This window comes from Pseudonocardia sp., from assembly GCF_035305885.1.
Classification (GTDB): Bacteria; Actinomycetota; Actinomycetes; order Mycobacteriales; family Pseudonocardiaceae; genus Pseudonocardia.
Window position 1 is genome coordinate 54307 of the sequence record NZ_DATGOP010000080.1, and the last position, 14507, is coordinate 68813.

General features: G+C 74.6%; 16 protein-coding genes and 1 pseudogene. 12 read left to right on the forward strand and 5 right to left on the reverse strand.

All coding sequences use genetic code 11. From position 1 onward, the window contains the following. Positions 1–49 precede the first annotated feature (49 nt). Positions 50–1015 carry a hypothetical protein gene (locus VKZ81_RS16780; protein WP_324242513.1) on the forward strand — a complete coding sequence of 322 codons (966 nt, stop codon included), beginning with the start codon at positions 50–52 and terminating at the stop codon, positions 1013–1015. A gap of 4 nt (positions 1016–1019) precedes the next feature. Here the strand turns inward: VKZ81_RS16780 and VKZ81_RS16785 are convergent, their stop codons facing one another. Genes VKZ81_RS16785 through VKZ81_RS16795 form a run of 3 tightly spaced genes read right to left on the reverse strand, consistent with a single transcriptional unit; the run spans position 1020 to position 4097 of the window. Then, positions 1020–1697: a hypothetical protein gene (locus VKZ81_RS16785; RefSeq protein WP_324242514.1), complete on the reverse strand. Its 678-nt coding sequence runs from the start codon at positions 1695–1697 to the stop codon at positions 1020–1022. A 32-nt stretch (positions 1698–1729) separates the two neighbouring features. Then, a complete protein-coding gene (locus VKZ81_RS16790; RefSeq protein ID WP_324242515.1) occupies positions 1730–3217 on the reverse strand; it encodes a hypothetical protein in 1488 nt (495 codons plus the stop codon). Between the two features lie 52 nt (positions 3218–3269). Continuing rightward, positions 3270–4097 carry a methylenetetrahydrofolate reductase gene (locus VKZ81_RS16795; protein ID WP_324242516.1) on the reverse strand — a complete coding sequence of 276 codons (828 nt, stop codon included), beginning with the start codon at positions 4095–4097 and terminating at the stop codon, positions 3270–3272. A gap of 245 nt (positions 4098–4342) precedes the next feature. Between VKZ81_RS16795 and VKZ81_RS16800 the strand changes: the two genes are divergently transcribed. The 8 genes from VKZ81_RS16800 to VKZ81_RS16835 all read left to right on the forward strand — a co-directional run bounded on the left by VKZ81_RS16800 (position 4343) and on the right by VKZ81_RS16835 (position 11617). Beyond that, positions 4343–5086 (forward strand): PIG-L deacetylase family protein, encoded by a 744-nt coding sequence (locus tag VKZ81_RS16800; RefSeq protein WP_324242517.1) that lies wholly within the window; start codon positions 4343–4345, stop codon positions 5084–5086. Beyond that, positions 5083–5769 carry a 4-carboxy-4-hydroxy-2-oxoadipate aldolase/oxaloacetate decarboxylase gene (locus VKZ81_RS16805; RefSeq protein WP_324242518.1) on the forward strand — a complete coding sequence of 229 codons (687 nt, stop codon included), beginning with the start codon at positions 5083–5085 and terminating at the stop codon, positions 5767–5769. Before VKZ81_RS16800 ends, VKZ81_RS16805 begins: the two co-directional genes overlap by 4 nt. Further along, positions 5766–6824, forward strand: a complete 1059-nt coding sequence (locus VKZ81_RS16810) for a PrpF domain-containing protein (protein WP_324242519.1) — start codon at positions 5766–5768, stop codon at positions 6822–6824. Before VKZ81_RS16805 ends, VKZ81_RS16810 begins: the two co-directional genes overlap by 4 nt. Beyond that, positions 6814–7785 (forward strand): VOC family protein, encoded by a 972-nt coding sequence (locus tag VKZ81_RS16815; protein ID WP_324242520.1) that lies wholly within the window; start codon positions 6814–6816, stop codon positions 7783–7785. The genes VKZ81_RS16810 and VKZ81_RS16815 overlap by 11 nt, the downstream gene beginning before the upstream one ends. Before the next feature lie 31 nt (positions 7786–7816). Next, a complete protein-coding gene (locus VKZ81_RS16820) occupies positions 7817–8497 on the forward strand; it encodes a GntR family transcriptional regulator (RefSeq protein WP_324242521.1) in 681 nt (226 codons plus the stop codon). 115 nt (positions 8498–8612) lie between these two features. Continuing rightward, positions 8613–10361, forward strand: a complete 1749-nt coding sequence (locus VKZ81_RS16825; protein WP_324242522.1) for a DUF6311 domain-containing protein — start codon at positions 8613–8615, stop codon at positions 10359–10361. A gap of 138 nt (positions 10362–10499) precedes the next feature. Further along, a complete protein-coding gene (locus tag VKZ81_RS16830; RefSeq protein WP_324242523.1) occupies positions 10500–10676 on the forward strand; it encodes a glutamine amidotransferase in 177 nt (58 codons plus the stop codon). Continuing rightward, positions 10673–11617, forward strand: coding sequence for a nucleoside hydrolase (locus VKZ81_RS16835; RefSeq protein ID WP_324242524.1), 945 nt, complete (start codon positions 10673–10675; stop codon positions 11615–11617). The genes VKZ81_RS16830 and VKZ81_RS16835 overlap by 4 nt, the downstream gene beginning before the upstream one ends. On the opposite strand, the gene VKZ81_RS16840 is transcribed toward VKZ81_RS16835, so the two are convergent. Continuing rightward, positions 11610–12050, reverse strand: coding sequence for a VOC family protein (locus VKZ81_RS16840; protein ID WP_324242525.1), 441 nt, complete (start codon positions 12048–12050; stop codon positions 11610–11612). The genes VKZ81_RS16835 and VKZ81_RS16840 overlap by 8 nt on opposite strands. A 93-nt stretch (positions 12051–12143) precedes the next feature. Beyond that, entirely contained in the window at positions 12144–12617 is a 474-nt protein-coding gene (locus VKZ81_RS16845) for an RrF2 family transcriptional regulator (RefSeq protein WP_324242526.1), read from the reverse strand. Between the two features lie 57 nt (positions 12618–12674). Between VKZ81_RS16845 and VKZ81_RS16850 the strand changes: the two genes are divergently transcribed. The 3 genes and pseudogenes from VKZ81_RS16850 to VKZ81_RS16860 form a co-directional block, all read left to right on the forward strand. Beyond that, on the forward strand, positions 12675–13418 hold the full coding sequence (locus VKZ81_RS16850) for an SDR family oxidoreductase (RefSeq protein WP_324242527.1): 744 nt from the start codon (positions 12675–12677) through the stop codon (positions 13416–13418). Between the two features lie 42 nt (positions 13419–13460). After that, positions 13461–14330 carry an alpha/beta fold hydrolase gene (locus tag VKZ81_RS16855; protein ID WP_324242528.1) on the forward strand — a complete coding sequence of 290 codons (870 nt, stop codon included), beginning with the start codon at positions 13461–13463 and terminating at the stop codon, positions 14328–14330. Positions 14331–14353: 23 nt separating this feature from the next. After that, a pseudogene (locus tag VKZ81_RS16860) lies at positions 14354–14507 on the forward strand (AraC family transcriptional regulator); the annotation flags it as partial.

Sequence of the window (14507 nt, forward strand, 5' to 3'; positions counted from 1 at the left end):
GCAGTGGACGGCGTCCCAGGGATCGGCGCAGGGATCGGCGCCGGGATGGATGACGCCGCCGGCCCCGCCGGGCCCGGGCCCGCAGGGCTGGGGGCGCCAGCAGGCCGGGGCGGCCCCGGCCGCGCCGCATCCCCAGCCGGGGGCACCCCCCTCACCGGCCGCGCCGCCCGCGTGGGCCGGGCCGCAGGCGCCGGGCGCTCCGGCGGCGCACCAGCCGCTCCAGGCGCCCCCGCAGCCGCCCCACCAGCCGGTCGCGGTCCCACCGGGGGCGTCGCGGCGCACCCCGTTCCTGACGCTGGTGCTGGTGGAGCTGCGCAAGCTCACCGGGACGCTGTCGGACCGGATCCTGCTGGCCCTCGCGCCGGTCGCGCTGGTCGCCGTCACCGTGCTGATCCACAACACCACGGACTACGCCTCCTCGTACGCGTCGGCGGCGGGCCAGATCTCGCCGACCTTCTACGCGGTCCGGGTGGGGCACGTGCTGCTGCACGCCGTGCTGATCAAACTCATCGCCGGGGAGTGGCAGCACCGCAGCGCCCAGCCCACCCTGCTCGTCCAGCCGTCGCGGGCCCGGTACTTCCTCGCACAGGCGACGGTGGTGCTGATGCTGTGGCTGCTCGCCGCGGGGCTGCAGCTGGTCACGACCCTCCTCGTCGCCCCGGGCGCCGTCACCGGTGTCGGCGCCACCTACCTCCTGGGCTACCGGCCCGGCTGGGTCGTCGGGGTCTGCGTGCTCGGGTCGCTGCTGACGATCCTCGTCGCGCTCACGGTCGCGATGCTCGTGCCGAACGCGGCGGGCGCGCTCGCGATCTACTTCGTGGCGGTGCCGGTGATGCTCACGATCAGCGGGCTCGCCCCGGAGGTGTTCGCCTGGGTGGACCCGTCGAGCGCCACGGCCGCGCTGGCCACGGTGGCGCCGGTCGAGGGGCCGGGCCCGGTGATCGTGTCGCTGCTGTTGTGGGCCGGCCTGCTCGGGCTCGCCGGCTACCGGGTGGCCCGCCGCGACCTCGCCTAGCGGCTCACGAGGTCGCGAGCGAACCGCCGTCGGGGTCGATGTCGCGCAGCAGCGCCACGGCCGCCCGTTCGACGGTCGGGCAGTTGTCCTCCATGAACCGCGCGGTGCCCGCGTGGTCGACCTCGTAGTTCGTGAACGCCGGGTTCAGCTGGCCGTAGCCCGTGGCGTGCGCTTCGGGGACGATCCCGCGGAACTGCAGCGCGTTGGGCGATCCGGTGTCCACGGTGAGGTAGCAGCCCGGCAGGCCACCGAGGAAGTCGATGGTCTCCACCGCGTAGTAGCGCCCGTCGAGCAGCAGCCTGCGGTGGTAGGTGCTGCTGTTGATCTCACCGTTCCACACCAGCGGGAAGTAGCGCGGCTCCGACGGGTTCGGCGGGGACTGCGCCTGGATCCACAGCTCCTCGAGCTCGGCGGTGTAGAACTCGACCGCGCAGCCCTCGGGCCCGGCGAGGCCGCTCAGCACGTGCGTGTCGCTCCCGCCGATCTCGGCGATGGTGCCGGGGCTCAGCTGGTCGCACGTGTTGTCGTACGGGAACTCGCGGTCGGTCGAGAGCAGGTCGTCGTAGGCGATCGCGTCCTCGGGGAGCGTCGGCGCCGGTGTCGCGGGATCCGGACCCGGTGGGGTGGAGCAGCCGCCCAGCGCCGCAAGCGCGATCACGACAGCAGCGAGACGGATCTTCACGGCGTCAGTGCACCACACCGGCGACGGCGGCCTCAGGGCACCTTCCCGGCCACCTGCTCGAGCACCGCCCGGTTCACCCGGCACGGGTCGCCGGGCACGGTGGTCACCACGGCGGCGATGCCGTGGGTGAGCTGGACGGCGCTGTAGCAGGTCGGCTGGCCGTTGCCCGCGTTCGTGCTGGTCTGCTCCACCCCGGGCCGGCCGGCGAACTCGACGGCCACCGCGCCTGCACCGCGCGCGGCCGGGTCGGCGGAGAAACCGTCGTCGGTGGGCGTGCCCCAGACCAGCGAGGAGAACATCTCGCCCGCGTTGAACCGGCAGCCCACCTGGAACGGGTCCTCGGGGCGCACCGGCATCGGCACGGCGGGCCGCGGGGTCGCCGGCTGCACCTCGGGCGGGTAGGCGTCCCAGCCGCCGACCACCGTGCACGGGTCGAACGGGGCGCCGACGCCCTCGGCCGTCGGAGGTGGGTCGAGGTCGCCGAGCACCAGCGCGTCCTCCCGGGGACGGGCGGCCGCGGCGGGCGCCACCGCGCCCGCCGCGGCCGCGGCGAGCGCGTCGATCCGGTCGCACCCCGCGTCGATCTCGACCACCGGCACGCTCGGCGAGGTCCCCGGGTTGCCGACGAGCTGCACGTCCTGGGGCGCGAACAGCGCCTGGCAGTCGATGCCGAGCGGGTTGCGCGCGCCCGGGAAGCCGCCGACGACGGTGCTGCCGACCTCGTCGGCGTCGGCGAGCACGAACTCGACGGACGCCCGCGTCCTCGTACCGTCGCCCGCGGAGGCGGTGACCGCGCAGCGGTACGGGCCGATGTCGCCCACGTCGAGCGCGTCCGGGCCGAGCGGTGTCCCGTCGGACATGACCGGCACCATCGCGGCGGCCAGCGCGCAGGGGTCGGACGCGGTGATGTCCAGGGCGGGCGCCGTGCCGCCCGCGGCGCGCAGCGGCGGGTCCGCCAGCTGCGGCGCGATCGCGGTGGCGTACTCGCGGGCGACCTCGCACGGCGCCTTGTCGGGGGCGAGGTGGTACACCGACAGCTCGATGCCCCACGGTTCGTCGCCCTCCTGGGGGTCGCCGATCGGGTAGCTGTAGGCGCAGCGGGACTCGCTGTCGTCGCGGACCTGCGGCATCCGCACACCGCCGACGTCGAGCGGCTCGCCCGCACCCTCCGCGGGGATGACCGGGAACACGTCGAGCTGCAGCTCCCACTCCGACACCCCGCTCGGGTCGCGCACCACCAGCCGGCAGGTGCCGGGTTCGCGGTAGGGGAGCAGCTCGTCGGGGGCGTAGCCGGTGACCCGCGCCGCCGCGTCGACGTCGTGCATGGCGCACACGTCCCACGACCGGACCTGTGCGAACAGGTCGGCGAGGCGCTGCTGGGCGGGCGTGAGCGGCAGGCCGCCGCCGGGTTGCGCGGAGGGCGGAGGGGCCGGTTGCGGTGCGCCCGCGATCGGCGACGCGCACGCCGCCACCAGCGCGACCAGCGCGACGACCACGACCCACGCCCCCCGGGTGATCACCACCGCACGGTAGCGGGGTGCCGCCCACCTGAGGATCCGGGCCGAGCCGTCCTCAGCCGGACCCGGCGAGCACCGATCGCCGCCACGCCTCGGTGCCCGCGACCTCGTTGAACGTGAAGAAGTGGAACCCGTCGACGGGGCTGGTGGGCTCCTCGACCTGCGGGGCGAGCCGGCGTGCGAGCCGACCGGGGTGGTAGCCGCCCGGGACGAAGAACCGCCAGAACAGGCTCTGCTGCTTGAGCAGGAACCGGGCCGACTGGCCGAGCCCGAGCCCCGCCGAGATGCGCACGAGCTTCTGCCGGCTCACCACCCCGGGCAGCCCGACCCGGATCGGGAGGTCGATCCCGCGCTCGGCCACCCGGCGGGCCCAGCCCGCGGTCGTGGCCGCGTCGAAGCAGATCTGCGTGATGACGTGGGAGGCGAAGGGGGCCTTCTTCTCGAGCGCTTCGTCCAGGAGGTCCGTCGCGATCCGGGCGTGCCCCTCCGGGTAGCCGGCGATGCCGATGCGGCGGAACGGGTTGCCGAGGTCGGCGAGCGCCACGAGCAGCGAGAACGCGTCGTCGAACGGGCCGGCCGGCTCCGGGGCGTCCCCACCGACGACGAAGGCGCTGTCCACCCCGGCGTCGGCGAGCCGGGCCACGAGGTCGGACAGGTGCGCGGCGTCGCGGATCTGGCGGGCCGCGAGGTGCGGCGACACCGAGAAGCCGTGGCCGGTCAGCCGGACGGCGAGGTCGACCGTGGGCCCCAGCCCTTTCGCGTGGCTCGTGCTGACGGTGAGCGGCACGTCCCGCGGGACGTGCTCGACCACGGCCGCCTCCGTGCCCTTCAACGGGAGGACCTCGTAGGAGACGCGGCGCAACGCCCGCGTGAGATCGGCCACGTCCGGCAGCTTAGGGCGCCCGGCGGCCCGGGATGAGCCGTCGCGGCGCGCCGGGCCGACCGGCGGTCCGAACGGAGCGGGGCGGGCGTACGGCGCGCCGTCTCCCGCGCCGCCGGTGTCGCTGCTCCCCCTCCCGGCGGGGCACCCGTGCGTCATATGACTCACCACAAGATGGGCGCCACGATTGTTGATAATTTCGCCGACGCCGCTGATGCTGGCTCCGATCGGCACGGACGGGAGTTGCGATGGGATCGACGTCGGAGGAACGCGGCAGCCTGCTGGTGATCAGCGCGCACGCGGGCGACTTCGTGTGGCGCGCCGGAGGGGCGATCGCGCTGGCGACCGAGCGCGGCGACCGGGCCACGGTCGTCTGCCTGTCGTTCGGGGAGCGCGGCGAGTCCGCCAAGGCCTGGCGGGAGGGCCGCACGCTCGAGGAGATCAAGGCGATCCGCCGGGAGGAGGCGGAGAACGCCGCCGCGACGCTCGGCGCGGAGATCCGCTTCCTCGACGCGGGCGACTACCCGCTCGTGGAGTCCCAGGAGCTGGTCGATCGGCTCGTGCACGTCTACCGCGAGGTCACGCCCACCGTCGTGCTGACGCACACGCTCGCCGACCCCTACAACGGCGACCACCCGGCGGCGGCCCGGATGGCGCTGCAGGCGCGGGTGCTGGCGCAGGCCATCGGCTACGACGCCCCGGGCGAGCCGCTCGGCGCGCCGCCGGTGTTCTTCTTCGAGCCGCACCAGCCCGAGCAGTGCGACTTCCGGCCGGACGTGCTGCTCGACATCACCCCGGTGTTCGACCGCAAGCGCAAGGCGATGGAGTGCCTGCCCGCGCAGCAGCACATGTGGGACTACTACACCGACCTCGCCAAGCGCCGCGGGGTGCAGCTGAAGCGCAACGCCGGGCCGAACCTCGGGCTGCCCCACAGCACGATGGGGGAGGCGTACGTCCGGCTGTACCCGCAGGTGACGGGGGTGCTCGCGTGAAGCCGGTCATCGTCACCGACCCGCCGCGCGCCGACCTCGCCGACGTCGACGCGCTCGCCGAGCTCGGCGTCGCCACCGTGCACGAGGCGCTCGGCCGCACCTGCTACCTCGGCCCCGACCTGCGGCCGATCCAGCAGGGCGCGCGCGTCGGCGGCACGGCCGTCACCGTGCTGTGCTGGCCGGGCGACAACCTGATGATCCACGCAGCCGTCGAGCAGTGCCGCGCCGGCGACATCATGGTGGTCACCACCACCTCCCCGTGCACGGACGGCCTGTTCGGCGAGCTGTTCGCCACCGCGCTCGCGCACCGCGGGGTGCGCGGGGTGGTCACCACCACCGGCGTCCGCGACGTCGCCGACCTGCGCGCGATGGGCTTCCCCGCCTGGTCCGCCGCGGTCAGCGCCCAGGGCACCGTCAAGGCGACGGCCGGCGCCGTGAACGTCCCCATCGTGATCGGCGGGCAGGTCGTGCACCCCGGCGACGCGGTGCTGGCCGACGACGACGGGGTGGCGTGCGTGCCGCGGGAACGGGTCGGCGAGGCGGTCACCGCCGGCCGGGCCCGGGTGGCGAAGGAGGAGGCGACCCGCGAGGCGTTCCGCGCAGGCGAGCTCGGCCTCGACCGCTACGGCCTGCGCGCCACCCTCGCCGCGCTGGGCGTCGAGTACGTGAAGGCCCGACCGTGACCACCGCGAGCGGCGTCCGCTGCCTGCTCATGCGTGGCGGCACGTCGAAGGGCGCGTTCTTCCTCGCCTCCGACCTCCCGGCCGACCCGGCCGAGCGCGACGACCTGCTGCTGCGGATCATGGGCAGCCCCGACCCCGCCCAGATCGACGGGCTCGGTGGCGCCCAGCCGGTGACGAGCAAGGTGGCCGTCGTGTCGCCGTCCGCCGAGCCGGACTGCGACGTCGACTACCTGTTCCTCCAGGTCGGCATCGACGCGGCCACCGTGTCGGACCGCCAGACCTGCGGCAACCTGCTCGCCGCCGTCGGCCAGTTCGCCGTGGAGCGCGGCCTCGTCGCCGCGGGTGACGAGCGCACCAGCGTGCGGATCCGCATGGTCAACACCGGGGCGCGGGCGGAGTCGACGTTCCCCACGCCCGGCGGCCGCGTCGACTACGCGGGCGACGCGGCGCTCGCCGGGGTGCCCGGCACGGCCGCCCCGGTCGCGCTGGCCTTCGCCGACACCGAGGGGTCGGTCTGCGGCAGCCTGCTGCCGACCGGCCGGCTCGTCGACGAGATCGACGGCCTGCGGGTGACCTGCATCGACAACGGGATGCCGGTCGTCGTCCTCCCCGAAGCGGACCTGCCGGATGAGCGCATCCTGGCGCTGCGGCTCGAAGCGGGGAAGCTCATGGGCATGGGCGACGTCACGGCGGCCGCCGTCCCCAAGATCACGTTCGTCTCCGCGCCGCAGGCGGGCGGGGCGATCCGCACCCGCACGTTCAACGCCTTCCAGCCACTGCGCCGGCACCCGTCGATCGGCGTGTTCGGCGCGATCAGCGTGGTCACGGCCGCGCTGCTCGACGGTGCCGTCGGCCACGACCTGCTGGTCCGGCCCGCCCCCGGTCGGCCGTTCGCGGTCGAGCACCCGAGCGGGTCGCTCGAGGTCGAGGTCGACGTCGAGCCCGGCGACCCGCCCCGGGTGCGCCGGTCGGCGGTGATCCGCACCGCCCGCGCCCTGTTCGACGGCACCACCTTCCCCCGACCCCGACCGTCAGGAGCCGACGATGTCGCTTGAGAAGTCCCCCCGACACGAGATCGCCCACCTCGGCCACGTGGAGCTGTTCACCCCCGAGCCGGAGCGCAGCCTCGACTTCTTCGTCCGCGTCCTGGGCCTGACCGAGAACGGCAGCCAGGGCGACTCGGTCTTCCTGCGCACCTGGGACGACTACGAGCACCACAGCCTCAAGCTGACGGCCTCGAAGACCTCCGGCGTGGGCCGCACGGCCCTGCGGGCGTCGAGCGAGGAGGCGCTCAAGCGCCGGGTCGCGGCGATCGAGGAACGCGGCCTCGGGATCGGCTGGGTGGACGGCGACCCCGGGATCGGCCCGACCTACCTGTTCCGGGACCCCGACGGCCACGAGATGGAGATCTACTACGAGACCGAGCGCTACCAGCCGCCCGAGCACCTGCGCCCGGCGCTGAAGAACCAGGCCCAGGCCTACCCCGGGCGCGGCGTGAGCGTCCGCAGGCTCGACCACGTCAACTACCTCGCCCAGGACGCGGCGACGAACGGCGGGTTCATCTGCGACGCGCTCGGCGGCCGGGTCACCGAGCAGATCCAGCTCGACAGCGGCGTGATCTCCGGGCAGTGGACCAACTTCGCCCAGAAGTCCTACGACCTCGTCTACACCAACGACTGGACCGGCTCGAACGGGCGTCTGCACCACATCGCGTTCGCCACCGACACGCGGGAGGACATCCTGCGCGCCGCGGACATCGCCCTCGACAACCGCGTCCACATCGAGACCGGCCCGCACAAGCACGCGATCCAGCAGACGTTCTTCCTCTACCTCTACGAGCCCGGCGGCAACCGCATCGAACTGTGCAACCCCACCGCGCGGCTGATCTTCGCCCCGGACTGGGAGCCGATCACGTGGACCGAGGCCGAACGGGCCAAGGGCCAGGCCTGGGGGTTGAAGACGATCGAGTCGTTCCACACCCACGGCACGCCGCCGGTCGACGTCCCCGCACAATGAGGGCGTCGAACCGCGGCGGAGGGTGGTGACGATGACCGGGACCGAGAGCTCGCCCCCGGGGGAGCCGGTTCCCGTCGTCGACGCCATCCGCGCGGCCATCGCCGACGGCGAGTTCGTCCCCAACCAGCGCCTGGTCGAGGCGGACCTGTCGGAGCGGTTCGGGGCGAGCCGCACCACCGTGCGCACCGCGCTGGTACAGCTCGCGAGCGAGGGCCTCGTCGAGCGGGTGCAGAACCGCGGCGCGCGCGTGCGCGCCGTGTCGCTCGAGGAGGCCATCGAGATCACCGAGGTCCGGATGGCGCTGGAGGGGCTGTGTGCGGCGAAGGCGGCCGAGCGGCTCACCGACGCCGACCGGGACCGCCTCCGCGAGATCGGCGACGCCATGCGCGCCGCCGTCGCCGGGGGTGACCTGCTGGGCTACTCGGAGCTGAACCAGCGCCTGCACGGCCTCGTGCTGGAGCTCTCCGGGCAGTCCACCGCGGCCGGGATCCTCGAGCGGCTGCGCGGTCAGAGCGTGCGCCACCAGTTCCGGCTCGCGATGCACCCCGGCCGCCCCGCGGTCTCGCTGCCCCAGCACCTGGAGATCATCGAGGCGCTGTGCGCGGGCGACGCCGAGGCGGCCGAGGCGGCGATGCGCCGCCACATCCGCAGCGTCATCGAGACGCTGCCGGAGGTGGACGCCACCCGCACCCGCCGCTTCGACGCCATCTGACGGCGCCGGGCGCCCGGTTACCCGCGGCGCTGCGCTCCCGCCCGTCATCGGGCATGCTGCGGCGGGAGCCGGGCGTCGTGTCGAGGGGGCAGGGATTCGGGAGGGACGTGCGCGCGTGACGGCCGCTGCTCACGCGCCGGCCCGGCGGGGCCGGGTCGGCCGGGCGGATGTCTACGTGATCGCCGGCTACGCGCTCGCGGCGGTCGTCCTGTACTCCGGGCTGTGGCGCCACCTCGACCGCGGCTACCTGGTCGCGAGCATGCAGGACCAGAACCTGTTCGAGTGGCTGTTCGCCGCCCAGGCGCGCGCGCTGCTCGACGGGCGCAACCCGCTGTACTCCGAGCTGCAGAACGCCCCGCTCGGGGTGAACCTCATGGCGAACACGGCGCTGCCCGCGCTCGCGATCCCGCTGGCGCCGGTGACGCTGGCCCTCGGCCCGACCGCGACGTGGACGATCGTGCTGACCGGCGGGCTCGCCGGCACCGCCACCGCCTGGTACTGGCTGTTCTCCCGGCACGTCGTGCGCTCGCGGTCGGCGGCCGCGCTCGGCGGGCTGTTCTGCGGGTTCGCCCCACCGGTGATCTCGCACGCCGGCGCCCACCCGAACTTCGCCGCGACGTTCCTCATCCCCGTGATCGGGATCTGGCTGATCCGGCTCCCGGCGGCGCGCAGCCCGGTGCGGCACGGCGTGGGGCTGGGCGTGCTCGGGGCGCTGCAGGTCCTCATCGGCGAGGAGATCCTGCTGATCGCGGTGCTGACCGTCGCGCCGTACGCCCTCTGGTACGCGATCACGAGGAGGCGGCTGCCGCGGCCGGTCGTCGGCGGCGGGGTGACCGCCGCGCTGGTCTCCGGCGCGCTGGTCGCCTACCCGCTGTGGCTGCAGTTCGCCGGCCCGCAGAGCTATCGCGGGATCGACCACCTGCCCGCGGGCAACCCGCTCGCCGCGTTCGTCTCCCACGCGAGCCAGTCGCTGGGCGCGCTGGTCACCGGCGGGCCGGGCGGCCTCGCGCTGAACGGCACCGAGGAGAACGCGTTCTTCGGCTGGGGCCTCGTGGTGCTCGCCGTCGTGCTCGCGGTCCGGCTGCGCGACGAGCCGGCCGCGCGGATCGCCGCGACGGCGGGCGGGATCGGCGCCGCGCTGTCGCTCGGGACGCAGATCACCGTCGACGGTCGGCCGACCGGCATCCCGGGGCCGTGGCTGCTGCTCGACCGGGTGCCGCTGGTGGAGTCGGTGCTGGAGTCGAGGATGGCGCTGGCCTGCGTGCCCGCGATCGGCTGCCTGATCGCGATCGCCACCCAGCGGGTGCTCGACCTGCCCCGCGACCGCCGGATCGGCCCGGTCCCGGTGCGCGCGGCGTGGGTGGCGGCGCTGGTCGTGGCGCTGCTGCCGATCGTGCCGATGCCGTACCAGACCGTGCTGCGCGCGCCCACCCCCGCCTTCTACGCGGGTGGCGAGTGGGCGCGGTGGGTCGAGCCGGGCGGCACGCTGGTCCCGGTGCCGCTGCCCGAGCCGCTCCACGCCGAACCGCTGCGGTGGCAGGTGGACGCCGGCATGGGCTTCGCGCTGCCGCAGGGCTACTTCGTCGGCCCGGCCGGGGAGGCGCAGCGCGGCGCGTACGGCGCGCCGAAGCGGCCGAGCGCGCTGCTCCTCGACGGCGTCGCGGCCACCGGGCAGGTGCCGCCGATCACCGCCGCCGACCGCGCGCGGATGCACGAGGACCTGCGCTTCTGGAAAGCCCAGGCGGTCGTCCTCACCGAGCGGCCCCACCAGGAGCAGCTGCAGGCCGCGCTCACCGCGCTGCTCGGCCCCGGCAGGCGGGCCGCGGACGCGTGGGTGTGGGACGTCCGGCCGCTCACGCGGTGATCACCCGGGGTCGGAGGGCAAGGGGTTCTTCCACGGCACAGGGCGTCGACGCCGGCCACGCCATCCTGTCCGGCGTCGACGGCGAGCGGCCGTTCCTGCTCGGCTACAACCGGTTCGGCGGCCAAGGACGACGCGCGGGTGCTGGCGACGATCGCGGGCGACCCGCTGCTCGCCGTCCGCACCGTCGGTGAGGGGCGGACCCTCGCGTGGGCGTCCGACATCGGGCCGCACTGGTGCCCCACCGAGTTCGTGGAGTGGCCTGGCTACGCCACGCTGTTCGCGAACGCCGTGCGCTGGTTGGCTGGCGAGTCGTGACGCCGATCATCCTCGACTGCGACCCGGGGCACGATGACGCGATCGCGATCATGCTGGCCGCGGGCGACCCGGCCGTCGACCTCCTGGCGATCACCACGGTCGCCGGCAACCAGACGCTCGACAAGACCACGCTGAACGCGCGCCGCGTGTGCACCCTCGCCGGCGTCCACGACGTGCCGATCGCCGCCGGGTGCGCCCGTCCGTTGACCCGGCCGCTGCAGGTCGCCGCGGACGTGCACGGCGAGTCCGGCCTCGACGGGCCGCGGTTCGGCGAGCCCGCGGTGCCGGTGGTGGGCGAGCACGCCGTCGACCTCGTCCACCGGCTGCTGCAGGAGCACCCGGAACCCGTGACGCTCGTCCCGACCGGGCCGCTCACCAACATCGCGCTGCTGCTCACCCGGTACCCGGGGGATGCGGCGCGGATCCGCGAGATCGTCCTGATGGGCGGCTCCACCGAGCGCGGCAACGTCGGCCCGTACGCCGAGTTCAACATCTTCGTCGACCCCGAGGCCGCGGCGATCGTGTTCGGCAGCGGCGTGCCGGTCACGATGTGCGGGTTGAACGTCACCCACCAGGCGCTGGTGACGCCGGAGGTCGTGGCCCGGCTGGAGGACCTCGGCGGCGACCTCGGACCGGTGTGCGCGGAGCTGATGACGTTCTTCGCCTCGACCTACAAGAAGCTGTGGGGCTTCGAGGCCCCACCGCTGCACGACCCGGTGGCGGTGGCCCGGGTGATCGACCCGGCGCTGGTGGAGTGCGTCGACGCCCACGTGGCGATCGAGGTGGTCGGCGCGCACACCCGCGGCGCCACGTGCGTGGACCTGCACGGCTACCTCGGTGAGCCGCCCAACGCGAAGGTGGCCGTCGGCCTCGACGCGCCCCGGTTCTTCGACCGCCTCGTCGGCGCGCTGGAGGACCTGCGCGCCGGGCAGGTCAGCTGAGCTGCTCGGCGAGCCCGACGAGGATCCCCTCGGGGCCGCGGACGTAGCAGAGCCGGTACGCGTCGCCGTAGCGCACCACGTCGCCGACCAGCTCCGCGCCGTGGCCGCGCAGCCGGGCGAGGACGTCGTCGACGTCGTCGACGGCGAACATGATCCGGCGGATGCCGAGCGCGTTCACCGGGGCGTCGGCCGGCGCGGTGCGCACGGCCGCGGGCTCGCGGAACGCCGCCAGCTCGATCCGGCCGTGCCCGTCCGGGGTGCGCAGCATCGCGACCTCCTCGCGGACGCCGTCGATCCCGATGACGCGATCCGCCCACTCGCCCTCGACCGGCGCCCTGCCCTCGAGCTGCATGCCGAGCTCGACGAAGAACGCGACGGCCGCGTCGAGGTCCTCGACGACGACGAGGACGTTGTCCATGCGGGTGATCGGCATTCCGGGCCTCCCTGGCTCGTGCGGCCCCTGCGGCCGCATCCGGCACTGTGACTTTCCCGGCACCGTGACGGAGCCGCGGGCCCGTCCTCGACATCACCGTGTGGAGGCCAGCAACCTGCGGGTGCGGGAGGGTGCCGTCGGGGGCAGCTCGGCGAGGATGCCCGCGAGCGTGGTGCCGGCGAGGTGGGCCCGCCACGCGTCGTGGGCCTCGGCCATCTTGCGGGCGAGGATGCAGGTGTCGCGGCAGTCCTCCGGCGGCAGCGCGCCGCGGCCCTTCTGCCGGATCTCGCGGCACTCGTAGGGGGATGCGGCGCCGTCGACGGCCTCGACCAGCTCCAACAGCGTGATCTCCGACGGCGGGCGCGCGAGCCGGAAGCCGCCGCGCGGGCCGGTGGTCGCGGCGAGCAGGCCGGCCTTGACCAGCGCCTGCAGCTGCTTGGCCAGGTAGGGCGCGGGGAGGTCGAAGTAGTCGGCGAGCTGCTTGACCGAGGCGGTGGCCCCCGGCTCGAGCTGCGCCAGCGTCGTGGCGCAGTGCAGGACCCACTCGGTGCTCACGGGCAGCTTCACGCCAGCCATCGTATCGCGGATATTGCGGACCAGTTTTATCCGAGTTAGTGTCGGCGCATGCGGATCGCAGTCGCCGGGGCAACCGGCAACATCGGAGCACTCACGATCGCCGCCCTCGAGGCGGGCGGCCACGAGGTCGTGCGGATCGCCCGCTCGCTGGGCGTCGACCTCACCACCGGCGAGGGCCTCCGCTCGGCGCTCGCCGGCGTCGACGCGGTGGTCGACGCCACCAACGCGCCACCGGCGGACGAGGCCGAGACCGTCGCCTTCTTCGGCGCCGCCACCCGCAACCTGCTCGCGGCCGAGGCGGAGGCGGGGGTGCGCCACCACGTGCTGCTGTCGATCGTCGGGATCCACCGCGTCCCGGGCAACGCGCACTACGCGGGCAAGCGCGAGCAGGAGCGCCTGGTCGAGGCGGGGCCGGTGCCGTGGACGATCGTGCCCGTCACGCAGTTCCACGACTTCGCCGGGATGGTGGCGGGCTGGACCGAGCGCGACGGCGTCGCCACGATCGCGCCACTGCTCGTGCAGCCGATCGCGCCGGAGGACGTGGCCGACGTCCTCGCCGAGATCGCGGCGGGCCGGCCGCAGGGCCGCTACGCCGACGTCGCGGGCCCGGAGCCGCAGGACCTCGTCGACATGGCCCGGCGGACGTTCGAGGCCCGCGGCCGCGAGATCCGCCTGGTGCCGACCTGGTCGGGCCTCTTCGGGCCCGAGATGGCGGGCGAGGTGCTGCTCCCCGGTGAGGGGGCCCGCATCGCCCCGACCACGTTCGACGAGTGGCTCGCGAAGTCGGCCTGAACCCACCGATGAGTTCCGGGCGCGCCGGCGGTCTCAACCGTCATGGCGACCCACACGCTCACGACCCCCGAGGCCGACCTCGTGTACGACGTCCGCGGGCCGCTGCCGCCCGCGGACGGCCGCCCGCCGCTGCTCATGATCGGCCAGCCCATGACCGCGGACGGCTTCGCGACGCTGGCCTCCCACTTCCCCGACCGCACCGTGGTGACCTACGACCCGCGCGGCCTCGGCCGCAGCACGCGCAAGGACGGCCGGACCGACCACTCGCCCGAGGTGCAAGCGGGTGACCTGCACGCACTGGTCCAGGCGCTCGGGGCGGGGCCCGTCGAGGTGTTCGCGAGCAGCGGGGGCGCGGTCACGGGGCTCGCCCTCGTGGCCGCGCACCCCGAGGACGTCACCGTCCTGGTGGCGCACGAGCCCCCGCTCATCTCGATCCTGCCGGACGCGGAGGCCGCCGAGCGGGCGTCCGCCGGGGTCCGGGACGCCTACGAGGCGAAGGGGTTCGGCGCGGGCATGGCGGCGTTCATCGCCATGACGTCGTGGGAGGGCGAGTTCACCGACGAGTACTTCGCCGGGCCCGCGCCGGACCCGGCCGCGTTCGGCCTGCCCACCGCCGACGACGGCAGCAGGGACGACCCGCTGCTCTCCGACCGCTCGTCGGCGGTCAGCAGCTACCGGCCCGACGTCGACGCGCTGCGCGCCGCGCCCACCCGGGTCGTCGTCGCCCTCGGCGAGGAGACCGGCCGCACCATCACCGGCCGCACCGCGGTGGCCACCGCCGAGCTGCTCGGCCAGGAGGTCACCGTGTTCCCCAGCCACCACGGCGGCTTCGTCGGCCCCGAGTCCGGCTACCCCGGCCGGCCGGAGGCGTTCGCGCGCAGGCTGCGGGAGGTGCTCGAGGGCGCGGACTAGCGCGGCCGTGGCACGATTCGCGAGTGGCCAGGTCCGCCGAAGCCGAGCGCCTGCGCGACCTCGCGCGCCTGCGCCGGGTCCGTGACCGGATCGACCGCGAGTACGCGCAGCCGCTGAACGTCGAGGCGCTCGCCCGGGGCGTGAACATGTCCGCCGGGCACCTCAGCCGCCAGTTCC

Excerpts from the sequence above, each read along its gene's own strand:
- VKZ81_RS16820 (WP_324242521.1), top strand. The coding sequence starts at position 7,817 with ATGACCGGGACCGAGAGCTCGCCCCCGGGGGAGCCGGTTCCCGTCGTC.
- VKZ81_RS16855 (WP_324242528.1), top strand. The coding sequence starts at position 13,461 with ATGGCGACCCACACGCTCACGACCCCCGAGGCCGACCTCGTGTACGAC.
- VKZ81_RS16840 (WP_324242525.1), bottom strand. The coding sequence starts at position 12,050 with ATGCCGATCACCCGCATGGACAACGTCCTCGTCGTCGTCGAGGACCTC.
- VKZ81_RS16850 (WP_324242527.1), top strand. The coding sequence starts at position 12,675 with ATGCGGATCGCAGTCGCCGGGGCAACCGGCAACATCGGAGCACTCACG.
- VKZ81_RS16815 (WP_324242520.1), top strand. The coding sequence starts at position 6,814 with ATGTCGCTTGAGAAGTCCCCCCGACACGAGATCGCCCACCTCGGCCAC.
- VKZ81_RS16800 (WP_324242517.1), top strand. The coding sequence starts at position 4,343 with ATGGGATCGACGTCGGAGGAACGCGGCAGCCTGCTGGTGATCAGCGCG.
- VKZ81_RS16780 (WP_324242513.1), top strand. The coding sequence starts at position 50 with ATGACGCCGCCGGCCCCGCCGGGCCCGGGCCCGCAGGGCTGGGGGCGC.